We start from the raw sequence: 22,246 nt of genomic DNA, 5'->3' as shown, positions 1-22,246 counted from the left end.
TAAGGACCCTTAGATGAGCTTCCGCAGTCCCTACCCCGACGTGGAGATCCCGAACGTCAGCGTCTACGACTTCCTGTTCGGCTCCATCGACGAAGCCGACCTGGATCGCACCGCGCTGATCGACGCCAAGACCGGCGCCACCACCACCTACCGCCAGCTCATCGGCCAGATCAACGCCGCCGCCGGCGCCTTCGCTGCGCGCGGCCTCGGCGTGGGCGACGTCATCGCCGTGCTGTCGCCGAACATCCCGGCGTTCGCGACCGTGTTCCACGGCATCCTGCGCTCCGGCGCCAGCGCCACCACGCTCAACGCGCTGTTCACCGCCAACGAGATCCGCAAGCAACTCGTGGACTCCAAGGCGAAGATGATCGTGACCATCTCGATGATGGCCCCGCAGGCACTCGAGGCCGCCCGCGAGGTGGGCTTCGCCGACGACGCCATCGTGATCCTCGACGGCGAAGGCCTGGCCGCGTCCGGCCATCCCAACGCCGCCGACCTGCTCGGCGCCGGCCTGCCCGCGCCGGACGTCGAGTTCGATCCGGCCACCCACATCGCGGTGCTGCCGTACAGCTCCGGTACCACCGGCAACCCCAAGGGCGTGATGCTCAGCCATCGCAACCTGGTGTCCAACGTCGCGCAGATCGAGCCGATCAACGGCATGACCCCGGACGACGTGGTGCTGGCCGTGCTGCCGTTCTTCCACATCTACGGCATGACCGTGCTGCTCAACGCCGCCCTCAAGGCGCGCGCCTCGCTGCTGGTGATGCCGCGCTTCGACATGGTCGAGTTCCTCGAAGGCACCCAGCAGCACAAGGTGACGTACGCGTTCATCGCGCCGCCGGTGGCCGTCGCCCTGGCCAAGCACCCCATCGTCGACAAGTACGACCTGTCGTCGATCCACACCATGCTCTCCGGCGCCGCGCCGCTGGACGCCGAGCTCGGCAACGCCGTCGCCCAGCGCCTGGACCTGAACATGGCGCAGGGCTTCGGCATGAGCGAGACGTCGCCGGTGACCCACCTCATCCCGTTCGTCGGCACCGCCCCGGGCGGTCTCACGCCCCCGCTGTCGTCGGTGGGCTGGGCCGTGCCCAACACCGAGAACCGGCTCGTCGACCCGGGTACCGGCGAGGACATCGACATGCCGTCCGAGGGTGTCTCCGTGCCGGGTGAGCTGTGGGTCCGCGGCCCCAACGTGATGGTCGGCTACTTGAACAACGCGCAGGCCACCGCCGACACCATCGACGCCGACGGCTGGCTCAAGACCGGTGACATGGCCACCGTCGACGCCGACGGCTGCGTCACCATCGTCGACCGGCTCAAGGAGCTCATCAAGTACAAGGGCTACCAGGTGCCGCCGGCCGAGCTGGAGGCGCTGCTGCTGACCCACCCGAAGGTGGCCGACGTGGCCGTCGTCGGCGCCCACGACGCCGACGGCGAAGAGGTGCCCAAGGCCTTCGTCGTGGTGGCCGAGGGTGCCGAGCTCACCGAAGACGAGGTCATCGCGTTCACCGCCGAGCGTGTGGCCCCGTACAAGAAGGTCCGCCAGGTGGAGTTCATCGCCGCCATCCCGAAGTCGAGCTCCGGCAAGATCCTCCGCAAGGACCTGCGCCAGTAGCGCCGCTGCACGCCTGACCCCGGGACCTCCGAGCCCCGTGCCCCGATTCTGGGCACCGGCCTCGGAGGTCCTGTGCATCGTCGTCGTCGTCTGTCCGGCCGAACCTCGCAGGTCACCGCGATGGGCGACGACGGCCTATGCCAGAATCAAGGCATGAGCAACGGCAAGCTGATTCTGATGCGTCACGGCGAGAGCGAATGGAACGCCTCCAACCAGTTCACGGGCTGGCAGGACGTGAACCTCACCGACAAGGGTCGCGCCGAGGGCAAGCGCGCCGGCGAACTGCTCGCCGCCAACGACCTGCTGCCCGACGTGCTCTACACCTCGCTGCTGCGTCGCGCGATCATCACCGCCCAGCTGGCGCTCGACGCCGCCGACCGCGTGTGGATCCCGGTGGTCCGCGACTGGCGTCTCAACGAGCGCCACTACGGTGCGCTGCAGGGCCTGAACAAGGCCGAGACCAAGGACAAGTACGGCGACGAGCAGTTCATGCTGTGGCGCCGCAGCTACGACACCCCGCCGCCGGCCATCGCGGCCGACGCCGAGTACAGCCAGGTGGGCGACCCGCGTTACGCCGGCATCGAGGTGCCGCTGACCGAATGCCTGCAGGACGTCGTGACCCGCCTGATGCCGTACTACGCCGAGGCCATCGGCGCCGACCTGCGCGCAGGGAAGAACGTCCTCGTCGCCGCGCACGGCAACTCGCTGCGCGCCCTGGTGAAGTACCTCGACGGCATCTCCGACGCGGACATCGCCCAGCTGAACATCCCGACCGGCAATCCGCTGGTCTACGAGGTGGACGACGAACTGCGCGCGGTGTCCCCGAGCGGCGATCCGCTGGCGCCCAGCGGTCGCTACCTGGATCCCGAAGCGGCCGCCGCGGGCGTCGCCGCCGTCGCTGCGCAGGGCGGAAAGTAGTTCCCTGCGTAACTGTGTGCCCTCGGCTACATTGGATGTATGACTGACGGGGCAATCACAGTTGAGCATCTGGCTGAGCGCGAACGCTTCCGCGCCACCATCGAGGACGACGGTGGCACCGTCGAGATCGGGTTCATCGATTACACGCGGGACGCCGGGCATTCCGGCGCCCACCTGGCCCTGACCCACACGGTGGTCTACGACCGGTTCGGCGGCCGCGGCTACGCCGCCGAACTGGTCCGCCAGGTCCTCGAGAGCGTGCGTGCCGACGGCAACAAGGTGATTCCGGTGTGCTCCTACGTCGTCAGCTACCTGGAGAAGCACCCGGAGTACTCGGATCTGGTGGTCACGTCGACGTCGGCGTGAACCCTTCGTGAACGCCTCCCGAACCGGCCCGCGCCGGCTCGCAACCCGGGTGACCGGACCGTAGACTCACCGGTGTGTCCGAATCCACCGGTAGCTTTCGCGCGTCCAGCGAGCAGGTCGCACCCGGCATCGTCGGACCGGCTCTCGTCGGCCCGGACGTCTCCTTCGGTGAGAACGGCGCGGTCTCCCGCACCGGCCTGCTGAACCTGCTGGTGGCGCATTCGGAGTCGGGCATCGCTGTGGTCGACGCCGATCACGGCGTGGTGCTGTTCAATCAGCGCGCCATCGAACTGGGCCTGCTGCGCGACGTGCTCGCCGATCCGGTGGCCGAAGTGGTCAGCGAAGTCTTCCTGACCGGCGTCGACCGGCACTTCGAATTCGTGCCGCCGATCTCGGCCATGGGTTTCGTCTCCACCGGCCGCACCATGCCGCGCACCATCGAGAACGTGCGATGCATGGTCCGCCTCGTCGACGTCGGAGCGTCGCGGTACGCGCTGGTCTACGGCGACGACGACTCCACCAACCTGCGCGTGGAGGCCACCCGCCGCGACTTCGCAGCCAACGTCTCGCACGAGCTGAAGACCCCGCTCGGCGCGATCAGCCTGATGGCCGAGGCCATGCTGGAATCGCGCGACGACCCGCAGGCCGTCGAGCACTTCGGGCATCGCGTGCTGCGCGAGGCCAACCGGATGAGCAACCTCATCAACGAGCTGATCGGCCTGTCCCGCCTGCAGGAGGGCCGCATCGAGGAGTTCACCACCGTGGAGGTGGACGCTCTGGTCGACGACGCGCTCAGCTCGGCCGCGGTCGGCGCCGAGGTGTCGCAGATCGAGCTGGTCTCCGACGACGACACCGGCCTCGCGGTACCCGGCGACCGCACCCTGCTGCTCACCGCCCTGAACAACCTGCTGGTCAACGCCGTGAACCATTCGGTGCCCGGCGACGTGGTGTCGGTGAGTCGGCGCGTGGTGGAAGTGGACGGCGAGGAGATGGTGGCGATCGCCGTGACCGACCGCGGCATCGGCATCGCACCCGCCGATCAGCAGCGTGTCTTCGAACGGTTCTTCCGCGTCGACAAGGCGCGCTCGCGCGCCACCGGCGGCACCGGCCTGGGCCTGGCGATCGTCAAGCACGTCGCCGCCAGCCACGGTGGCCACATCGGCCTGTGGAGTCAGCCCGGCACCGGCTCCACGTTCACCCTGTACATCCCCATCGAACATTCCCCCGAAGTAGAGGAACGCACGCCTTGACGCACGTACTCATCGTCGAAGACGAAGAAGCTCTCGCCGATCCGCTCGCCTTTCTGCTCCGCAAGGAGGGCTTCGAAGCCAGCATCATCAACGACGGCGCCGAAGCCGTCGCGGCCTTCGACCGCCTGACCCCCGACATCGTGCTGCTCGATCTCATGCTGCCGGGCGTCTCCGGCACCGAGATCTGCAAGATGATCCGCGCCAAGTCGTCGACCCCGGTGATCATGGTGACCGCCCGCGACAGCGAGATCGACAAGGTGGTGGGCCTCGAACTGGGGGCCGACGACTACATCACCAAGCCGTACTCGGCGCGCGAGCTGATCGCCCGCATCCGCGCGGTGCTGCGCCGCGGCGGCGTGGTGGCCGACGACGACGACGCCGCCATCGGCGTGCTCGAGGTGGGCCCAGTCCGGATGGACGTGCAGCGGCACACCGTCACCGCGGCCGGCGCCGACGTGACCCTGCCGCTCAAGGAGTTCGACCTCCTCGAATACCTGCTGCGCAACGCGGGGCGCGTGCTGACCCGCAGCCAGCTGATCGACCGGGTGTGGGGCGCGGACTACGTCGGCGACACCAAGACGCTCGACGTCCACGTGAAGCGTCTGCGCTCGAAGATCGAACCGGACCCCAGCCAGCCCCGCCACCTGATCACGCTGCGCGGACTCGGTTACAAGTTCGAGCCCTAGAAGGGCCGGCTCAGCTCGCTCAGAGCTGCTCGTACTTCAGGTCCGTGGTGCGGCGGGTGGTCGCGGCCGCGGTGGCCGGGTGCACGGCGACGATGCCCAGATCGGCCCGCAGTCGGCAGGCCTTGGCCAGTGCCTCGTAGGCCGGGGCGCCGATCAGCTCGGTGAGCTCGGGCGCGTACGAGACGTACACCGGCTCGGCGCCCACGTGGGCGTCGGGGGAGCCGGAGCAGTACCAGTCCAGGTCGTGCCCGCCCTCGCCCCAGCCGCGGCGGTCGTATTCGCCGATGATGGTCTTGAGGATCTCGGTGCCGTCCGGCCGGGTGACCCACTCGTTCTCCCGCCGCACCGGCAGCTGCCAGCACACGTCCGGCTTCACCGTCAGCGGCTCCAGTCCGCGGGCCAGTGCCGCCGCGTGCAGCGCGCAGCCCTGCCCGGCACCGAAGCCGGGCCGGTTCAAGAAGATGCACGCGCCCTTGTGCACGCGCGTCTTCAGCGCGGGCTCGCCGTCGAGGTCGTTCTCCTCCAGGTAGCCGCGCGCGCCGAGCGGATCCTTGCCGGTGCCCTTCTTGTAGAACTCCCAGTTGTCCTCGGTCAGCAGCTCCATGCCCTTGACCAGGCGGGCGCGATCGTCGTCGTCGGTCAGATAGGCGCCGTGCGTGCAGCACCCGTCGTCCGGCCGACTGGCGATGATGCCCTGGCACGCGGGCGTGCCGAAGACGCACGACCACCGCGACAGCAACCAGGTCAGATCGACGCTGATCAAATGCTCGGGGTCGGCGGGGTCGAAGAACTCGTACCACTCGCGCGGGAAGTCGAGCGGCACCTCGGGCGCGGGCTGCGCGCCGCTGCGATCGGTGGCCACAGCGCTCCACGGTAGTCCCAAAGGTCGCATTGATGCCCCCCGCGCAGTAATTTGATGACGGTGAGACTCGGAGTGCTCGATGTGGGCAGCAATACGGTGCACATGCTCGTGGTGGATGCGCAGGCCGGCGGCGCGCCGACGGCGATGAGCTCCACCAAGGCGGTGTTGCGCCTGGCCGAACAGATCGACGACGGCGGCCGGATGACCGATTACGGCGCCGACCTGCTGGTGTCCACCATCGAGGAGTTCACCAAGATCGCCACCGCGTCCGGTTGCGGCGAGATCATGGCCTTCGCCACCTCCGCGGTGCGCGACGCCACCAACACCGACGAGGTGCTCTCCCGGATCAAGAAGACCTCGGAGCTGGACGTGACCGTGCTGTCCGGGGTCGACGAGGCCCGCCTCACCTGCCTGGCGGTGCGCCGCTGGTATGGGTGGCAGGCCGGGCGGATCCTGGCGCTCGACATCGGCGGCGGCTCGCTGGAGATGTCCAACGGCGTCGACGAGGAGCCGGAGATCGCGATCTCGCTGCCGCTGGGCGCGGGCCGTCTGACGCGCGAGTGGATTCAGGACGACCCGCCGGATCGACGACGCATCGCCGTGCTCCGCGACTGGCTCGACGCCGAACTCCGCGCGCCCGCCAAGGAACTGCGCTCGGCGGGCAAACCGCACCTGGCGGTGGGCTCGTCGAAGACCTTCCGCATGCTGGCCCGTCTCACCGGCGCCGCGCCGTCGAGCGCGGGCCCGCACGTGCAGCGCACCGTGACCCAGGACGGCATCCGGCAGCTCATCGCGTTCATCTCGCGGATGACCACCGCCGACCGGGCCGAACTGGAAGGCGTCAGCGCCGACCGGGCCCCGCAGGTGGTGGCCGGCGCCCTCGTGGCCGAGGCGACCATGCGCGCGCTGGGTGTCGATAGACTGGAAATCTGTCCGTGGGCACTGCGGGAAGGCGTCATTCTGCGCCGTCTCGACAGCGAGCCTGCCGGACCGATGACCATCGCCCCCTAGGATTGGGCGCAACCACGACCAGGATGGAGTTGGCCGCCGATGGCACATGAGCCGGATCCGGTTCCGATCACCGTCGAAGAATTGATCGCCCGCACCGCCGAGGACACCGCGTTCCCGCGCGCCGACTCGCTGTCGGTGCGTCGTGCCGAGGCCGAACCGTCGACCACGACCCCCGCGCCGGAGCCGACCGCCACGGCTTCCGGCATGCCCGCGTACACGCCGCCCGAAGCAGCCGCTCCGGCCCCGCCGAAGGCGCGCGTGGTGGGCGCCAGCGGCATGCCTGCGTACACGCCCGCCGCGGTAAAGCCCGGGTCGGTCGCTAAACCCGAATCGGCCAACGTGGTGACCGGCATCATCCCGGTGGTCACCGACACCGGTTCGCTGCGCCGGGTGGAGAGCGACGACCTGATCGGCGAGGACCTGCCGACCGGTGCGAACGCCGCGCTGGTGGTGCGGCCGGCCGCCGAGATCGACCCCACCGTGGTCACCGCGCCGCAGACACCCGTGGCGGACGACGCCGCCGCCGAGGTGGCGACGAAGGCTGCGCCGGAGCCCGACCCGGCCGCCGACGAGGCCAAGGTCGACAAGGCGGACAAGAAGGCCGAGAAGGCGGCGAAGAAGGCCGAGCAGAAGGCCGCGAAGGCGGCGAAGGCCGACGCCGATGCCGCGGAGCACCCGCGTTCGGCGGCTCTGGGCTGGCTCGGTCTGGTCGGCGAGGTGCTGCTGGGCGTGCTGATCGGCGGCGGCCTGTTCTGGGGCTTCACCGTGCTGTGGAAGCAGTACGTGTACTTCGCGCTGATCCTAGCCGTGCTGGTGATCTTCGCGATCGTCACCTTCGCCTACGTGCTGCGTAAGCGGGACCTGCCCACCACGCTGCTGGCGCTGGCGGTGGGGCTGATCGTGACGATCGGCCCGCTGGTGATGCTGGTCTGACGTTGCACCCTCCTGCCCTCCGACCGGAGATTCCGATCGGTCTGTCCACGGCGTCGGTCTACCCGCAGAACACCGAGGCGGCCTTCGCGTACGCCGCCGAGATCGGCTACGACGGCATCGAGCTGATGGTGTGGTCGGATCCGGTGAGCCAGGACGTGGCCCACGTCGCGCACCTGTCGCAGAAGTACCAGGTGCCCGTGCTGTCCGTGCACGCCCCGTGCCTGCTGATCTCCCAGCGCGTCTGGGGCCGCGACCCGTCGGCCAAACTGGTGCGGTCGGTGCAGGCCGCCGAGGATCTGGGCGCGGACACCGTGGTGGTGCACCCGCCGTTCCGCTGGCAGCGCGAATACGTGCGCGGCTTCGACAAGCTGGTCCGGCGTCTCGAAGCCGACAGCGACGTGAAGGTGGCCGTGGAGAACATGTTCCCGATGCGCGCCGACCGCCTCTTCGGCGCGGGCGCCCGGTCCGCCCATCGGATGGCCGAGCGCGGCGGAGCGCCGGGCCTGCACGCGTCGGCCTTCGGCAAATCGATCGACCCCACCGACCACGGCTACGACAACTACACGCTCGACCTGTCGCATGCGGCGACCGCCGGCGTGGACGCGCTGGAGCTGGTCGACCGGATGGGCGCCGGACTGGCGCACCTGCACCTGACCGACGGCACCGGTGCGGCCACCGACGAGCACCTGATCCCCGGCGACGGCTCCCAGCCGTGCGTGGCCGTCTGCAACCACCTCGCCGACGGCGACTTCGCCGGTTCGGTGGTGCTCGAAGTGCACACCGGGTCGGCCAAGAACAAGGCCGAGCGCAGCGCCATGCTGACCCGCTCGCTGGAATTCGCCCAGACCCATCTGGCCCGCAACCCACGACAGGACGAACATGTCGACCGTGCTTGGTGACCTGCTGACCTTCGACGTGATCGGCGACGACGCCGACTCCGTCACCTACCGGGGCTCGGTCTCGCCCGCCTTCACCATCGGACCCAAGGTGCACGGCGGCAGCCTGCAGATGATGGCGGCCTCCGCGGCCCGTGCCGCTCTGTACCGCCTGGGCGGCCCGGATCAGCCCGCGGGCACCACGGCCATCGCGGTGGCCAGCGACTTCCTGGCCGCGCCCGACCCGGCCGAGGTGACCCTCGCCGTCCGCCTGCTCAAGCGGGGCCGCACCGTCTCGCTGGCGCACGTCGACGTGCTGCAGGCCGACCGGGTGATGGTCTCGTCGTCGGTGACGCTGGGCCGGCCCGACGTCGGCGACCCGCACCACAGCGGCGGCACCGTGCTCGACGACCTGCCGCCGGTCCCGACCGCCGATGCGGTGCCGATCGACGACTCGCCGCTCGGCGAGGTGATGCACCTGGCGCCCGCGATGGATCTGGCGCTGGATCCGCACTGGTTCCCGGTGCTGCGCGGTGAGCAGGGCGAGCCGCAGATCCGCGGCTGGACGCGCCCCAAGGACCCGGCGGCACAGCCGGCGAGCATGGCGGCGGACTTCCCGGTGCTGGTGTGCGACGTCTCGCCGCCGGTGGTGATGAACCTCGGCCTGTTCGGCTGGGCGCCCACCGTGCAGCTGACCACGTACCTGCGGCGGGTGCCCGAGACCGGGCCGGACGGTGCCGGGTGGCTGCGGTTCGCCGCGACCAGCACCGAGGTGGGACAGGGCATGTTCGCCGAGGACCATACGGTGGTTGACGAGACCGGCGCCCTGGTGGCGCAGTCGCGGCAGTTGGCGCTCATCCCGAGCGCGCGCTGACCCGGATCGACCAGAGAACGACACGAGCGAGAAGACGAGAGAGACGACATGAGCGAGCGGGTAGCGATCATCGGCGGCGGCAAGATCGGTGAGGCCCTGCTGGCCGGCCTGATCAAGGCGGGCAAGCCCAGCCGCGACCTGGTGGTGGTGGAGAAGCTGCCGGCGCGGGCGACCGAGCTCGCCGAGGACTACGGCGTCCGCGTGACGCAGGACGTGCGGGACGCGGCCGAGAGCGCGCAGGTGGTCTTCCTCGCGGTGAAGCCGGACGCCGTCGAGTCGGTCCTGCGAGAATTGGCGCGGGCCGACGACAGCGGCGAGACCGAGCGCATCACGGTGTCGCTGGTGGCCGGCATCCCGACGGTGCGCTACGAGGCCGCGCTGCCCGCCGGCACCCCGGTGATCCGGGTTATGCCCAATACCCCGATGCTCGTCAACGAGGGCATGAGTGCGGTCTGCGCCGGTCGGCACGCCGACGAGGAGCAGGTCGCGGTCGCGGTCCGGCTGATGGAGACCGTCGGCAAGGTGATGGTGGTCCCGGAGAAGCAGATGGATGCGGTCACCGCGATCTCCGGCTCCGGTCCGGCCTACTTCTTCCTGATGGTGGAGGCGCTCGCCGATGCCGGGGTCGGACTCGGGTTGACGCGCGTGCAGGCCCTCGAACTGGCCGGGCAGACCCTCAAGGGGGCCGGCGAGGTGCTGGTCGAATCCGGGGTCTCCCCGGTGGATCTGCGTGCCGCGGTCACCTCGCCCGGCGGGACCACCGCCGCGGCGCTGCGCGAGTTCGAGCGATACGGGCTGCGGCACGCCACCAGCGAGGCCGCGCGGGCCGCCGCCGAGTACAGCAAGATGGCCGCACGTCGAGCCGACGTTGAGGGTTCGCGCGGCGGCGGCGCAGTGGCCGCCGAATTCGTCGACGACGAGGGCTGAGTCCGCGACCTGCGGTTATGGGACGATTCGGCAAATAACAGCCGAGTAATACATCGCCAACTTGGCCACTCACGTCGCAGATTTCACATCTGCCACGTTAAGCTTCTATCAGCACGTACGTGTCTATGTCCGCCGGAGGGGAAGCCGGTGGCCACGATGCGTGCACCGGAGGTTTGATTATTCATGGCTGCAGTAGATGAGCCCGGTGCAGGGACCCAGTTTCTGACCGTTGCCGAGGTCGCCGCGCTGATGCGCGTTTCGAAGATGACCGTGTACCGCCTGGTGCACAGTGGAGAGCTGCCGGCCGTGCGCGTCGGTCGTTCGTTCCGCGTGCACGCCAAGGCCGTGCACGACTACCTGGAGACCTCGTACTTCGACGCCGGATAGTTCCGCGCGCAGCCCGATTTCGTCTCCGGTTCATCGAATCGGTAAGATGGAGCCTCGGGTCCCGGTCGCGCTGAGCGGGACTGGAGCGCCGTAATCGTCCCAGCTGTCGACCGCGGCCTACGGACCATCAGCAAGATCGTGAGGAGAGCCCCATGGGTTCAGTGATCAAGAAGCGCCGCAAGCGCATGTCGAAGAAGAAGCACCGCAAGCTGCTTCGCCGTACTCGCGTGCAGCGTCGTAAACTCGGCAAGTGAGTCGAGAGACGTAACACCCACGAAACCCGCTCAATCTTGGGCGGGTTTCGTCGTTCGTTAGCCTGGAGAACATGACAGATCTGCCCGCAGGGACCGCGCCGCGTTCGGTGCTGGTCACCGGCGCCTCCACCTTCCTCGGCGGCTACCTGGTGTCGCGCCTCGCGGAGAACCCGGACATCGAGCGGATCGTGGCCGTGGATTCGCGGGTCCCCAGCAAGACGCTGATGCGCCGCATGGGCCGCGCCGACTTCCTGCGCCTGGACATCCGACGACCGGCCATCGCCCGCGCGCTGGCCGGCTACGACGTCGATACGGTGGTGCACGCGGCGCCGTCGATCATGGATGCCGCAGGCCACTCGGCCGCCATCAAAGAGCTCAACGTGGTCGGCTCCATGCAGGTCTACGCCGCCTGCCAGCGCACCCCCAGCGTGAAGCGGGTGATCCTGCGGTCCACCGCGATGATCTACGGCGCCAGCTCCGCCGACCCCGCCTACTTCCGCGAGGGCACCCCCGCGCGCCGCGAACCCAAGCGCGGCTACGGCCGGGACATGCTCGACGTGGAGGGCTACGCCCGCGGACTGGCCCGTCGTCGGCAGGACATCGACGTGACCATCCTGCGCCCGCAGGCCATCCTCGGTCCGCGCATCGCCACCCGGATGAGCAGCTACCTGTCCATGCCGATGGTGCCGGTGGTATTCGGTCACCAGGCACGACTGCAGTTCCTGCACGAGGAGGACGCCCTCGGCGCGCTGGAGTGGGCCACCACCCGCGGCACGCCGGGCACCTTCAACCTCGCCGGCGACGGCGTGGTGACCCTCGCGCAAGCGGTCCACCGAGCCGGACACGTTCAGCTGCCGGTGCCCCCGCAGCTGCTGTCGCCGTTGGTCGGCGTGCTGCGCGACGGTCGGCTGCCGTCGATCCGCGCCGAGCAGGAGGGCTTCCTGTCGTTCGGTCGGGTCCTCGACACCACGCGCATGCGCGAAGAGCTCGGTTTCCACCCGCGGTACACGACGCGGGAGACGCTCGACGACTTCATCGAGCGGGGCAACACCTCGCCGGTGGTCAGCGAGGACGCCTGGCGGCGCCTGCAGCAGCGAGCGGTGTCCGCCGCCACAGCGATCCAATGACCGGCCGGACTACGATGAACGCCGGGCGACGTGACAACGAAGGGGGTGGGTTCACTCGTGCCACCGATGGATAAGCGCAGCGACGCGCGCACCGCGAAGGTGATCTCGCTGTACACCTCCGACCAGCGGGCGCCGTCCGCGCCGCTGGGACATCCGAACACCGACGGTTTCGGGACCGACGGCGCCGAGATCGTCCCGATCAACACCGACATCGTGCTGCCCGACGAACCCGGCCCCCAGCTCGACCAGGTGCGGCAGTCGCCGCTGTTCAGCCTCGGCGGCCTCCGCAACGCGGTCGCCGACTCGCTGATCGCCACGTCCGGCTTCATCCGGGAGCGGATGACCGGCGAATACGCCGTCGACGACTTCGGCTTCGACCCGCACTTCACCGAATCGGTCTGGTTCCCGGCCGTCCGGCAGCTCTACCAGAAGTGGTTCCGGGTGGAAGTGACCGGCATCGAGAACCTGCCGTCCGAAGGCGCCGCGCTGCTGGTGGCCAACCACGCCGGCACCATCCCGATCGACGCCGTGATCTGCTCGCTGGCCGTGCGCGACAACCACCCGGCCGGCCGCTACCTGCGTCCGCTGGCCGCCGACATGGCCTTCGACACCCCCGTGGTCAGCGAGTTCGCCCGCCGCATCGGCGCCACCCTGGCCTGCCACGAGGACGCCGAGGCGCTGCTGCGCCAGGGCGAGCTCACCGCGGTGTGGCCGGAGGGCTTCAAGGGCATCGGCAAGATGTACAAGGACCGGTACAAGCTGCAGCGCTTCGGCCGCGGCGGCTTCGTGACCACGGCGATCCGCACGGGCGCGCCGATCATCCCGGTCTCGATCGTCGGCTCCGAGGAGATCTACCCGATGATCGCCGACCTCAAGCCGCTCGCGCGGGCCCTGGGTCTGCCGTACTTCCCGATCACCCCGCTGTTCCCGTGGCTCGGTCCGCTCGGCATGGTGCCGCTGCCGTCCAAGTGGCACATCCACTTCGGTCGGCCCATCGACACCAGCGGCTACGACACGGCGTCGGCCGACGACCCGATGGTGGTCTTCGACCTCACCGACCACGTGCGCGAGGAGATCCAGCAGACGCTGTTCCGCATGCTGAGTCGTCGCGCCAGCGTCTATTTGGGCTGACGGTCTGCGAACGCGCGCAGCATACGGCCGGTGACGAACGCCCCGCCGGTGGCGGCCCCGAGGACCATCGCCGAACCCGCGCCGTACTTGGCGGCCTTGCGGGCGGTCCGGAAGTCGTACGACTCCCAGCCGCGCACCTTCGCGACGTCGCGCAGATCCGCGTCCGGGTTGATCGCCACGGCCGTGCCGACCAGCGACAGCATCGGCACGTCGTTGTACGAGTCGGAGTAGGCGGTGCAGCGCTTGAGGTTCAGACCCTCCCGCACCGCCAGCGCACGGATGGCGTGCGCCTTGCCGGGGCCGTGCAGGATGTCGCCCACCAGGCGGCCGGTGAACACGCCGTCCTCGCTCTCTGCCACGGTGCCCAGGGCGCCGGTCAGGCCGAGGCGGTGGGCGATGGTCTGCGCCAGCTCCACCGGTGTCGCGGTGACCAGCCACACCTGCTGGCCCGCGGCCAGGTGGCGCTGCGCGAGCGCCTCGGTGCCCGGCCAGATGCGGTCGGCGATGTACTCGTCGTAGATCTCCTCGCCGAGCGCCACCAGTTCCTCGGTGGAGCGTCCGGCGATGAAGCTGAGCGCCTTGTCGCGGCCCTGCGCGACGTCGTCCATGTTCTCGCGGCCGGTCAGCCGGAACTTGGCCTGCTGCCACGCGAACTTCGCGATGTCGTTGTAGGAGAAGTACTTTCGGGCGGCCAGGCCGCGCGCGAACAGTACGATCGACGCGCCGTGCACCAGCGTGTTGTCGACGTCGAAGAAGGCGGCCGCCGTCAGGTCGGTCACCTCGGGCGTCTCCGAATCGGTGACCGACGGCGTACGACGACGCAACGATTCGACGGCGGCGGTGGCCGCCGCCTCACCGGCGAGCACCTGGCGCAGTTCGCCCGCGCTCTGCCGGAAGCGGCCGGCCCGATCGGCCAGCCAGGCCGCGACACGACGGTTCTCCTCTTCCTCGCGCAGCGCGGCCGCGTCGGCCTCGCTCAGCTCGGCGTCCTCGGCGTAGTCGTCGTCGTGCGGGTCCGCGTCGAACTGCTCGGCCGCCAGCTCCTGGCTCTCGTGGACGTGCGAGAGAATCGCCTCGTCCTCCAGCGCCTCGTCCACGAGCGCATCGTCGGCGGTCGCGTCGCCTGCGGCCTCGTCGAAGTCGGTGTCGCGGTCGGGGGAGTTGCGGCTCACGGGCTACCTCCTGGGCATCGGGTGAAGCGTGCGGTTCGGTGCGGTTTCAGCCTAGCGTGAGGGGTGGGGAAGCGCCGTCTGTGATTAGACTCGCCGCTTGTGAGTGCTGAGCAGAAGTCCCTTCCGGTGGTGACCTTGCTGACCCGGGCCGGCTGCCACCTGTGTACGACCGCCCGCGCCCAGCTCGAGACGATCCTGGCCGACTACGCGCTGACGCCGCAGGTAGCCGACGTGGACGAGCTCGCCGCCGCGGGCGATCCGGATCCGCGGGCGGAGTACGGCGACCGGGTGCCGGTGGTCCTGCTCGACGGCGTCGAACACTCCTACTGGGAGGTCGACGAACCGCGGCTGCGCGCCGACCTCGTCGGGGCGATGGAACTCCCACCGGGAAGTGAACTACCCTGACCGGGTGAGTCTTTTGTTGTTCGGGGTCTCCCATCGGAGCGCTCCAGTACCGGTCCTCGAACGACTTGCCGTGTCCGAACACGACCGGCCCAAGCTCGTCTCGTCGGTGTTGCAGTCCCACGCGGTCAGCGAGGCCATGCTGGTCTCCACCTGCAATCGCATCGAGTTGTACGCCGTGGTCGACGCCTTCCACCCGGCGCTGGAGACCGTGGGGCAGGTGTTCGGCGAGCACTCCGGCATGAGCTACGCCGACATGACCGACCACGCCTACGTGCGCTACTCCGAGGCCGCGGTGGAGCACCTGTTCACCGTCGCCGCCGGACTGGACTCGATGGTGGTGGGCGAGCAGCAGATCCTCGGCCAGATCCGCACCGCGTACTCGGTGGCCGACGAGCACAAGACCGCGGGCAGCACCCTGCACGAACTGGCGCAGCAGGCGCTGCGGGTCGGCAAGCGGGTGCACAGCGAAACCGGTATCGACCGCGCCGGCGCCTCCGTGGTGTCGGTGGCGGTGGCCCGCGCCGACGCCGTGCGCGGCACCGGCCAGCCGCCGATGCGGCGCGCCGTGGTGATCGGCGCCGGGGCGATGGGGTCGCTGGCCACCAGCGAACTCGCGCGCCTGGGCATCACCGAGATGTTCGTGGTCAACCGCACCACCGAACGCGCCAACGAACTCGCCGCCCGCGTCACCGAGCGCTACGGCATCCCCACGCGCGGGGCCGGGATCGACGACGTGGCCGAGGTGATGGCCGACGCCGACATCGTGGTGACCGCGACCGGCTCGGTGACGCCGGTGCTGCAGGTGGGCGACGTGCACCAGGCGCTGCTGCGGCGCGCGTCGATGATCCCGCTGATGATCTGCGACCTGGGGCTGCCCCGCAACGTCGACCCGGCCGCGGCCCGCCTGCCCGGCGTGCACGTGATCGACATCGAGAGCCTGCGTGGCGACAGCGGCGCCCGCGCCGCCGCCGACGACACCGCCGCGGCCACCGCCATCGTGGCCGGTGAACTGGCCGGTTACCTGTCGGCGCAGCGGCAGGCCGAGGTGACCCCGACGGTCGCCGCGCTGCGCCAGCGCGCCGCCGACCTGGTCGACGCCGAGATCCTGCGGCTGGAGAGCCGCCTGCCCGACCTCGATGCCGCCCAGCGCGACGAGGTGGCCAAGACCGTGCGCCGCGTCGCCGACAAACTTCTGCACGCGCCGACGGTGCGGGTCAAGCAGCTCGCCTCGTCGGGCAGCACCCACTATGCCGAGGCGCTGCGCGAACTGTTCGAACTCAAGCCGGGGACCGCCGAACAGGTCGCGGCCCCGGATCCGGGCTCGCGCTGAGCCGGTCCCGTAATCGCATCACGGGCACAACGAAAGGACCCGGCGTGTCTGTCGCCCCCATCCGTATCGGTACCCGCGGCTCGCTGCTCGCCACCACGCAGGCGCAGGGCATCGCCGACCGGCTGACCGCCGCCGGCCACCCCGCGGAACTGGTGATCATCAGCACCGACGGCGACACCTCCACCGCCCCGGTCGCGCAGATCGGTGTCGGCGTGTTCACCACCGCGATTCGCATCGCACTGCGCAACGGTGAGTGTGACGCCGCGATTCACTCATACAAGGACCTGCCGACGGCGCCCGAACCGGACCTCGCCATGGCGGCCGTGCCGACCCGCGTGGATCCCCGAGATGCGCTGGTCAGCCGGGATGGACTGGTCCTCGGCCAGCTGCCCCCGGGGTCGCTGGTGGGCACCTCTTCGCCGCGGCGTGCGGCGCAGCTTAGAGCACTGGGTCTCGGTTTGGAAATTCGCCCCCTACGGGGCAACCTTGATTCTCGGTTGGGCAAAGTCGCGAACGGGGAACTGGACGCGGTGGTCGTCGCCCGAGCCGGACTGGTTCGCATCGGTCGTACCGAAGCGGTCACCGAGGCACTCGATCCTGTGGTCATGTTGCCCGCGCCGGCACAGGGGGCTCTCGCCGTCGAATGCCGTGCCGACGATGCCGAACTGGTGAGAATCCTCGCCGAGTTGGACGACCCGTCCACCCGTGCGGCGGTCGACGCCGAACGCGCAGTGCTCGCGACCCTGGAGGCCGGGTGCACCGCGCCGGTCGGCGCCATCGCCGAGGTGGTCGAATCGATCGATGAGGACGGGCGCATCTTTGCCGAACTGTCGCTCCGCGCGGCAGCTGCGGCCGAAGACGGATCCGAAGTGATCCGCGCTTCGACGGTGGGCCCGGTGGAACGGGCCGCTGAACTGGGCAAGGATCTCGCCGCCGAACTGCTGGAGCTCGGTGCTGCCGCACTCGTCAACCCGGATCGCAACCGCGACACCGACTGACGGCTCCCGCAGAGAACGAACTGCAGCCCGCTCGCGGGCAGGAGAGTGCGAACGCATGAGCCGTACCAAGAATGCTAGTCCCGGCCGAATTCTGTTCGTCGGGTCGGGTCCCGGTAATCCGGATCTGCTGACCGTACGTGCCCTCAACGTGCTGGCCGAGGCGACTGTCGCCTTCGTCGACCCCGATGTGGCACCGGCCATCGTCGACCTGATCGGCTCGGCGCACGCCGTCCCCGAGGTCGCGCCGGTGCGCAGTGGACGCAAGGCCGCCGAGGAGGCTCCCGCCCCCGAGCCGGTCGACGACGCCGAACCGGTGGTCCGTCCCGCGCTCGGCGATCCGTCGCAGGTCGCCAAGATCCTGGTGACGCAGGCCCGCACCGGCACCGACGTGGTGCGCGTGGTGGCTGGCGATCCGATGACCACCGACGCGGTGCTCGCCGAGATCACCGCCGTGGCCCGCACCACCGTCGTCTTCGAGGTGCTGCCCGGTCTGCCGCACGCGGCCGCCGTCCCCGGCTTCGCCGGACTGCCACTCGGCTCCGGCCACACCGTCGCCGACGTCCGCGGCGACGTGGACTGGGCCGCCCTGGCCGCCGCCCCCGGCCCGCTGGTGCTGCACGCCACCGACGGCCACCTCGGCGAGGTCGCCAGCGCGCTCACCGAGCAGGGCCTCGCGCCGCAGACGCCCGTCGCCATCACCGTGCACGGCACCACCTGCCAGCAGCGCACCATCGACACCACCCTCGCCTCGCTCACCGAGCACGCCGCCGCCGTCGCCGGCTCGCTGATCCTCACCGTCGGCAAGCTCGTCGGTTCGCGCACCAAGTTCTCCTGGTGGGAGTCGCGCGCCCTGTACGGCTGGACCGTGCTGGTGCCCCGCACCAAGGATCAGGCCGCCGAGATGAGCGACCGCCTGGTGACCCACGGCGCCATCCCGCAGGAAGTCCCGACCATCGCCGTCGAGCCGCCGCGCAGCCCCGCCCAGATGGAGCGCGCGGTCAAGGGTCTGGTCGACGGCCGCTACCAGTGGCTGGTGTTCACCTCCACCAACGCGGTCCGCGCGGTGTGGGAGAAGTTCGCCGAGTTCGGTCTGGACGCCCGCGCTTTCTCCGGCGTCAAGATCGCCTGCGTCGGCGAAGGCACCGCCAACGCCGTGCGCTCGTTCGGTGTGGAACCCGAGCTGGTGCCCAGCGGCGAACAGTCGTCGCTCGGCCTGCTCGACGACTTCCCGCCGTACGACGAGATCTTCGACCCGGTGGACCGCATCCTGCTGCCCCGCGCCGACATCGCCACCGAAACCCTCTCCGAGGGCCTCAGTGCGCGCGGCTGGGAGATCGACGACGTGACCGCCTACCGCACCGTCCGCGCGGCGCCGCCGCCCGCGGCCACCCGCGAGATGATCAAGACCGGCGGTTTCGACGCGGTCTGCTTCACCTCGAGCTCCACGGTGCGCAACCTGGTCGGTATCGCGGGCAAGCCGCACGCCCGCACCATCGTCGCGTGCATCGGCCCGAAGACCGCGGAGACGGCCCTCGAATTCGGTCTGCGCGTGGACGTGCGGCCGGAGGATGCCTCCATCTCGTCGCTGGTCGACGCGCTCGCCGCACACGCCGCCGAACTGCGCGCCGAGGGCACCCTGCCCCCGCCGCGCAAGAAGTCGCGCCGCGCCCGCTCGTAGACTTGCTGCCATGAGCCTGCACCGTCCGCGCCGCCTGCGCACCACGGCCGCCATGCGCGGCCTCGTCGCCGAGACCCGGATGGATCCGGCGCAGCTGGTGCTGCCGATGTTCGTCGCCGACGGCATCGACGCCACGCGGCCGATCAGCTCCATGCCGGGCGTGGTGAACCACACCCTGGAGTCGCTGCGCGTGGCCGCCCGCGAGGCGGTGGACGCCGGGGTCGGGGGCCTGATGCTGTTCGGCGTCCCGCGCCCGGAGGACAAGGACGCGACCGGCTCGTGCGGGCAGCAGCCCGACGGCATCCTCAATCGCGCTCTGCGCCTGCTGGCCGAGGACCTCGGTGACACCACCGTGCTGATGGCCGACACCTGCCTGGACGAGTTCACCGATCACGGGCACTGCGGGGTGCTCGACGACGCCGGGCGCGTCGACAACGACGCCACCCTGGAGCACTACCGGGAACTGGCGCTCGCGCAGGCGCGGGCCGGCGCGCACGTCGTCGCACCGAGCGGCATGATGGACGGCCAGGTGGCCGCCATCCGCGAGGCGCTCGACGCCGAGGGCTTCACCGACGTCGCCGTCCTGGCCTACACCGCCAAGTACGCGTCCGCCTTCTACGGACCCTTCCGGGAGGCCGTCGGCTCGTCGCTCGACGGGGATCGTCGCACCTACCAGCAGGATCCGGCCAACCGGACCGAGTCGGTGCGCGAACTGCTCGCCGACCTCGACGAGGGGGCCGACATGGTGATGGTCAAGCCCGCGATGAGCTACCTGGACATCGTGCGGGAGGTGGCCGACCGGTCCGACCGCCCGGTCGCGGCGTACCAGATCAGCGGCGAGTACGCGATGATCTGCGCCGCCGCCGAACGTGGATGGATCGACCGGGAAGCCGCGCTCGACGAGGCCGTGCTGTCCATCGTGCGCGCCGGTGCGTCGATCGTGCTGACCTACGCGGCCGTCGAGATCGCCCATCGCCTGCGACTCCGGGCCGGCTCGTGACGGTCCCGCTCGCGACGCGCCCGACCGCACCCGAGTCCGTCCGGACCGCCGGGCAGCTGGTGGCGATCGCGCTGGTCTTCGAACTGATCGCGTTCGCCGGCAGCTACTCGACGATCCGCGCGGATGCCTTCACCTACGCGAAGAAGATGGCGGAGGGGCCGAACGGCCCGCAGAACGTGGACCAGATGGCGACGATCGTCGCGGTGCTGTCCATCGTGATCGCGTCGGTGGTCGCGTTGGTGTTCACCGCCGGACTGCTGTGGCTGGTCTGGCGCGGCATCGGGTGGGCGCGGTTCCTGCTGGCCTGGGTCGCGGCGGTGATCGCGGTGATGCTGGTGATCGACGTCCTCGGCCTGCTGCTGGGCTTCTCGCCCGGCGACGGTGCCGCCGACCTACCCACCTGGGCGATGATCCCGCGTATCCTCGGCGGCGTCGCCGCCATGGGGGCAGCAGCGGCCCTGCTGCACCCGGACACCAAGAAGTTCCTCGACGCGAGCGCGGCGTACCGTCGAGAAGGACATGGTCCGCACCAACGAGGGGACAGCAGATGACCGAGCAGGCGGTGGCGTATCACCCTGATCCGGCGACACGACCGACGCAGGTGCGCTGGGCGTTCCGGCTCTGGCTCGGCTCCGGCGTCCTGTTGGTGGCCCTCGGCGTGTACCTGTTGATCGCGTCGCTGTTCGAGACCGCCTGGCACCTGGACCGCCTCGCCGTCGAGGTGCTCGTGATCATCCTCGGCCTGGCCTACATCTCGTTGGCCCGCAAGGCGTGCATGGGCGCCCAGTGGCGCGGCTCGCTTGCCGCGCTGACCAGCGTGGTGGCCGTGATGCTGCTGGTGCTGACCGTCGGCTTCCAGTCCGGGCTGCTGGCGGCCGTGTTCGCCGCCTCGGTGGTCGGGCTGGCCGCCACCATCCTCGCGTACCGTCCGGCCGCCGACGCCTGGTTCACCGGCAAGGCGAAGGACTGCGGGAACGCCGGGGGGAAGACGAAGGGCCGGAACGCCCAGTGAGCGAAGACCCCGTCGCCGACGAGCCCGCAGAGATCGCGGAGGGCGAGATCCTCTTCGACGAAGCCGGCGGCAGCTGGTGGGTGGTGGCGATCGGGCCGGTGATGATCGCGGCCGTGCTGATCATGGAGATCGTCGGCGGCGGAGCGATCCACTGGCCGGTGCTCACCATCTTCGGCGTGATCCTGGTGGGCTTCGCCCTGCTGCAGGTGGCCGCGGCACGACAGCACGTCTCGGTGCGGCTCACCGAGACCACGCTGCGCCAGGGCGCGCAGACCATCGCGCTCGACGAGATCGCCGAGGTGTACCCGGAGAACCGGTCGTCCGAGCACCAGAAGTGGGAGAGCGCCCGCGCGCTCGGCGAACTCCCCGCCGTCCCGCGCCGCCGCAAGGGCGTCGGCGTGAAGCTGACGAACGGCAAACTCGCCCAGGCCTGGGCGCGCGACGTGGACCTGTTCCGCACCGAACTCACGCAGGCCCACCTCGCCGTGAAGCTGGGGTTGGGACCCAAGAAGTCGGGACCGCAGCAGTCGTGACCCGGGCGGTCACGGCACTGGTGGCGACCCTGCTGGCGGCGACCCTGCTGGTGCTGTTCGCCGGCTGCGCAACGCCTGCCGACGAGACCCCCGTGAAACAGGCGCATCTCGGCGACAGCTTCGCCGCCGGTACCGGGGTGCGTCCACTGGTGGCCGACTCGTCGTTCCTGTGCCAGCGCGCGGAGGGCAACTTCGGGCGGCTCGTGGCCGCCGACCGCGGCACCGACCTGACCGACGTCTCCTGCGCGGGCGCCACCACCGCGGACCTGACCGCCGCGCAGTACGAGGGCGTCGGCCCGCAGCTGGACGCCCTCGACGCCGACACCGATCTGGTGACCCTGGCCCTGGGCGGCAACGACGCCGACGTCTTCGCCACCGCCGTGTCCGAGTGCGCGCGGCTGGGTCGCGCCGATCCGGAGGGTGCGCCGTGCCGAGCGGCCCTGGGCAACCGGCTGTTCGCCGCGCTGGACACCGTCACCCGGCCCGCGCTCACCGCGGGACTGCGGGCGATCGCCGAGCGCGCGCCGCACGCGCGGGTGATGATCGTCGGCTATCCGTGGCTGCTGCCGCCCACCGACGGCTGCTTCGCGCAGGTGCCGATCGCCGCGGGCGACGTCGTCTACCTGCATCGCCTGCAGCAGCGACTCAATCAGGTGGTGGCCGACGCCGCTGCCGCGGCCGGTGCGGTCTACGTGGACATGGCGCAGGCGTCGGTCGGACACTCCGCCTGCGCCGACCCGCAGCAGCGGTGGATCGCGCCGCTGGGCGGCGTCGGCTCGCTGCACCCCACGGAACTCGGTCAGCGCACGATGGCCGAGAGCGTGCTCGCACGCCTCTGAGCGCCTGCTTCATGACCTGGATCACCGAATCCGGGGCGAACCTGTGAGGGGCCTGAAATACGG

At 70.2% G+C, this 22,246-nt stretch carries 25 protein-coding genes; 23 read left to right on the top strand and 2 right to left on the bottom strand.

Annotated features, from left to right (window positions below; genetic code table 11):
* Positions 1 to 13 precede the first annotated feature (13 nt).
* From ABD989_RS06085 to ABD989_RS06065, 5 genes are all read left to right on the top strand, one after another.
* The gene (locus tag ABD989_RS06085; protein ID WP_345312785.1) at positions 14 to 1,615 is read left to right on the top strand and encodes an AMP-binding protein; all 1,602 of its coding nucleotides are present in this window, start codon (positions 14 to 16) and stop codon (positions 1,613 to 1,615) included.
* Positions 1,616 to 1,768: 153 nt separating this feature from the next.
* A complete protein-coding gene (locus ABD989_RS06080; protein WP_246992325.1) occupies positions 1,769 to 2,533 on the top strand; it encodes a phosphoglyceromutase in 765 nt (254 codons plus the stop codon).
* Between the two features lie 39 nt (positions 2,534 to 2,572).
* Complete coding sequence (locus ABD989_RS06075) at positions 2,573 to 2,899, top strand: GNAT family N-acetyltransferase (RefSeq protein ID WP_246992323.1); 327 nt, start codon at positions 2,573 to 2,575, stop codon at positions 2,897 to 2,899.
* 74 nt (positions 2,900 to 2,973) lie between these two features.
* A complete protein-coding gene (locus ABD989_RS06070) occupies positions 2,974 to 4,149 on the top strand; it encodes a sensor histidine kinase (RefSeq protein WP_372493106.1) in 1,176 nt (391 codons plus the stop codon).
* The gene (locus tag ABD989_RS06065; RefSeq protein ID WP_345312784.1) at positions 4,146 to 4,835 is read left to right on the top strand and encodes a response regulator; all 690 of its coding nucleotides are present in this window, start codon (positions 4,146 to 4,148) and stop codon (positions 4,833 to 4,835) included. The genes ABD989_RS06070 and ABD989_RS06065 overlap by 4 nt, the downstream gene beginning before the upstream one ends.
* 19 nt (positions 4,836 to 4,854) lie before the next feature.
* Here ABD989_RS06065 and ABD989_RS06060 read toward each other — a convergent pair whose 3' ends face one another.
* A complete protein-coding gene (locus tag ABD989_RS06060; protein WP_345312783.1) occupies positions 4,855 to 5,727 on the bottom strand; it encodes a DUF3109 family protein in 873 nt (290 codons plus the stop codon).
* A gap of 30 nt (positions 5,728 to 5,757) precedes the next feature.
* On the opposite strand from ABD989_RS06060, the gene ABD989_RS06055 reads away from it, so the two are divergent.
* The 9 genes from ABD989_RS06055 (at position 5,758) to ABD989_RS06015 (ending at position 13,216) form a co-directional block, all read left to right on the top strand.
* On the top strand, positions 5,758 to 6,708 hold the full coding sequence (locus ABD989_RS06055; RefSeq protein ID WP_345312782.1) for a Ppx/GppA family phosphatase: 951 nt from the start codon (positions 5,758 to 5,760) through the stop codon (positions 6,706 to 6,708).
* 39 nt (positions 6,709 to 6,747) lie between these two features.
* Positions 6,748 to 7,641, top strand: coding sequence for a hypothetical protein (locus ABD989_RS06050; RefSeq protein WP_345312781.1), 894 nt, complete (start codon positions 6,748 to 6,750; stop codon positions 7,639 to 7,641).
* A 2-nt stretch (positions 7,642 to 7,643) separates the two neighbouring features.
* A complete protein-coding gene (locus ABD989_RS06045) occupies positions 7,644 to 8,540 on the top strand; it encodes a sugar phosphate isomerase/epimerase family protein (protein WP_246992315.1) in 897 nt (298 codons plus the stop codon).
* Complete coding sequence (locus tag ABD989_RS06040; protein WP_345312780.1) at positions 8,521 to 9,390, top strand: thioesterase family protein; 870 nt, start codon at positions 8,521 to 8,523, stop codon at positions 9,388 to 9,390. The genes ABD989_RS06045 and ABD989_RS06040 overlap by 20 nt, the downstream gene beginning before the upstream one ends.
* A 48-nt stretch (positions 9,391 to 9,438) precedes the next feature.
* Entirely contained in the window at positions 9,439 to 10,317 is an 879-nt protein-coding gene (proC, locus tag ABD989_RS06035) for a pyrroline-5-carboxylate reductase (protein WP_345312779.1), read from the top strand.
* A gap of 183 nt (positions 10,318 to 10,500) precedes the next feature.
* Positions 10,501 to 10,704, top strand: coding sequence for a helix-turn-helix domain-containing protein (locus tag ABD989_RS06030; RefSeq protein ID WP_246992309.1), 204 nt, complete (start codon positions 10,501 to 10,503; stop codon positions 10,702 to 10,704).
* A gap of 152 nt (positions 10,705 to 10,856) precedes the next feature.
* On the top strand, positions 10,857 to 10,958 hold the full coding sequence (locus ABD989_RS06025; protein ID WP_003402602.1) for a 30S ribosomal protein bS22: 102 nt from the start codon (positions 10,857 to 10,859) through the stop codon (positions 10,956 to 10,958).
* Positions 10,959 to 11,029: 71 nt separating this feature from the next.
* Positions 11,030 to 12,085, top strand: coding sequence for an NAD-dependent epimerase/dehydratase family protein (locus ABD989_RS06020; RefSeq protein WP_345312778.1), 1,056 nt, complete (start codon positions 11,030 to 11,032; stop codon positions 12,083 to 12,085).
* Between the two features lie 66 nt (positions 12,086 to 12,151).
* On the top strand, positions 12,152 to 13,216 hold the full coding sequence (locus tag ABD989_RS06015; protein ID WP_246992305.1) for a lysophospholipid acyltransferase family protein: 1,065 nt from the start codon (positions 12,152 to 12,154) through the stop codon (positions 13,214 to 13,216).
* On the opposite strand, the gene ABD989_RS06010 is transcribed toward ABD989_RS06015, so the two are convergent.
* On the bottom strand, positions 13,204 to 14,388 hold the full coding sequence (locus tag ABD989_RS06010; RefSeq protein ID WP_425556486.1) for an HAD family hydrolase: 1,185 nt from the start codon (positions 14,386 to 14,388) through the stop codon (positions 13,204 to 13,206). The genes ABD989_RS06015 and ABD989_RS06010 overlap by 13 nt on opposite strands.
* Before the next feature lie 99 nt (positions 14,389 to 14,487).
* Here ABD989_RS06010 and ABD989_RS06005 point away from each other — a divergent pair, with 99 nt between their 5' ends.
* Genes ABD989_RS06005 through ABD989_RS05965 form a run of 9 tightly spaced genes read left to right on the top strand, consistent with a single transcriptional unit; the run spans position 14,488 to position 22,183 of the window.
* Positions 14,488 to 14,793, top strand: a complete 306-nt coding sequence (locus tag ABD989_RS06005; RefSeq protein ID WP_345312777.1) for a glutaredoxin family protein — start codon at positions 14,488 to 14,490, stop codon at positions 14,791 to 14,793.
* Between the two features lie 4 nt (positions 14,794 to 14,797).
* Entirely contained in the window at positions 14,798 to 16,123 is a 1,326-nt protein-coding gene (locus ABD989_RS06000) for a glutamyl-tRNA reductase (protein ID WP_246992301.1), read from the top strand.
* Positions 16,124 to 16,167: 44 nt separating this feature from the next.
* On the top strand, positions 16,168 to 17,121 hold the full coding sequence (gene hemC, locus ABD989_RS05995; protein ID WP_345312776.1) for a hydroxymethylbilane synthase: 954 nt from the start codon (positions 16,168 to 16,170) through the stop codon (positions 17,119 to 17,121).
* Between the two features lie 55 nt (positions 17,122 to 17,176).
* A complete protein-coding gene (locus ABD989_RS05990) occupies positions 17,177 to 18,799 on the top strand; it encodes a bifunctional uroporphyrinogen-III C-methyltransferase/uroporphyrinogen-III synthase (protein ID WP_345312775.1) in 1,623 nt (540 codons plus the stop codon).
* Between the two features lie 10 nt (positions 18,800 to 18,809).
* Positions 18,810 to 19,799, top strand: a complete 990-nt coding sequence (gene hemB / locus ABD989_RS05985; RefSeq protein WP_345312774.1) for a porphobilinogen synthase — start codon at positions 18,810 to 18,812, stop codon at positions 19,797 to 19,799.
* Positions 19,796 to 20,350 (top strand): hypothetical protein, encoded by a 555-nt coding sequence (locus tag ABD989_RS05980; RefSeq protein ID WP_246992293.1) that lies wholly within the window; start codon positions 19,796 to 19,798, stop codon positions 20,348 to 20,350. The genes hemB and ABD989_RS05980 overlap by 4 nt, the downstream gene beginning before the upstream one ends.
* Positions 20,347 to 20,811 carry a hypothetical protein gene (locus tag ABD989_RS05975; protein ID WP_246992291.1) on the top strand — a complete coding sequence of 155 codons (465 nt, stop codon included), beginning with the start codon at positions 20,347 to 20,349 and terminating at the stop codon, positions 20,809 to 20,811. The genes ABD989_RS05980 and ABD989_RS05975 overlap by 4 nt, the downstream gene beginning before the upstream one ends.
* Complete coding sequence (locus ABD989_RS05970) at positions 20,808 to 21,344, top strand: hypothetical protein (RefSeq protein WP_246992290.1); 537 nt, start codon at positions 20,808 to 20,810, stop codon at positions 21,342 to 21,344. The genes ABD989_RS05975 and ABD989_RS05970 overlap by 4 nt, the downstream gene beginning before the upstream one ends.
* Positions 21,341 to 22,183, top strand: coding sequence for an SGNH/GDSL hydrolase family protein (locus ABD989_RS05965; protein WP_345312773.1), 843 nt, complete (start codon positions 21,341 to 21,343; stop codon positions 22,181 to 22,183). Before ABD989_RS05970 ends, ABD989_RS05965 begins: the two co-directional genes overlap by 4 nt.
* Positions 22,184 to 22,246 lie beyond the last annotated feature (63 nt).

Origin of the sequence: Gordonia alkaliphila, assembly GCF_039542465.1 — a bacterium.
GTDB classification, from domain to species: Bacteria; Actinomycetota; Actinomycetes; order Mycobacteriales; family Mycobacteriaceae; genus Gordonia; species Gordonia alkaliphila.
Note: the sequence above shows the minus strand (reverse complement) of the source record. Positions and strands in the feature narration are given on the sequence as shown.

What these genes read in the sequence shown, in the direction of transcription:
- proC (WP_345312779.1), top strand. Translation starts at nt 9,439, where the DNA reads ATGAGCGAGCGGGTAGCGATCATCGGCGGCGGCAAGATCGGTGAGGCC.
- ABD989_RS06015 (WP_246992305.1), top strand. Translation starts at nt 12,152, where the DNA reads ATGGATAAGCGCAGCGACGCGCGCACCGCGAAGGTGATCTCGCTGTAC.
- ABD989_RS05990 (WP_345312775.1), top strand. Translation starts at nt 17,177, where the DNA reads ATGAGCCGTACCAAGAATGCTAGTCCCGGCCGAATTCTGTTCGTCGGG.
- ABD989_RS06085 (WP_345312785.1), top strand. Translation starts at nt 14, where the DNA reads ATGAGCTTCCGCAGTCCCTACCCCGACGTGGAGATCCCGAACGTCAGC.
- ABD989_RS05975 (WP_246992291.1), top strand. Translation starts at nt 20,347, where the DNA reads ATGACCGAGCAGGCGGTGGCGTATCACCCTGATCCGGCGACACGACCG.
- ABD989_RS06030 (WP_246992309.1), top strand. Translation starts at nt 10,501, where the DNA reads ATGGCTGCAGTAGATGAGCCCGGTGCAGGGACCCAGTTTCTGACCGTT.
- ABD989_RS06050 (WP_345312781.1), top strand. Translation starts at nt 6,748, where the DNA reads ATGGCACATGAGCCGGATCCGGTTCCGATCACCGTCGAAGAATTGATC.
- ABD989_RS06060 (WP_345312783.1), bottom strand. Translation starts at nt 5,727, where the DNA reads ATGCGACCTTTGGGACTACCGTGGAGCGCTGTGGCCACCGATCGCAGC.
- ABD989_RS06080 (WP_246992325.1), top strand. Translation starts at nt 1,769, where the DNA reads ATGAGCAACGGCAAGCTGATTCTGATGCGTCACGGCGAGAGCGAATGG.
- ABD989_RS06075 (WP_246992323.1), top strand. Translation starts at nt 2,573, where the DNA reads ATGACTGACGGGGCAATCACAGTTGAGCATCTGGCTGAGCGCGAACGC.
- ABD989_RS06020 (WP_345312778.1), top strand. Translation starts at nt 11,030, where the DNA reads ATGACAGATCTGCCCGCAGGGACCGCGCCGCGTTCGGTGCTGGTCACC.
- ABD989_RS06040 (WP_345312780.1), top strand. Translation starts at nt 8,521, where the DNA reads ATGTCGACCGTGCTTGGTGACCTGCTGACCTTCGACGTGATCGGCGAC.
- hemB (WP_345312774.1), top strand. Translation starts at nt 18,810, where the DNA reads ATGAGCCTGCACCGTCCGCGCCGCCTGCGCACCACGGCCGCCATGCGC.
- ABD989_RS06025 (WP_003402602.1), top strand. Translation starts at nt 10,857, where the DNA reads ATGGGTTCAGTGATCAAGAAGCGCCGCAAGCGCATGTCGAAGAAGAAG.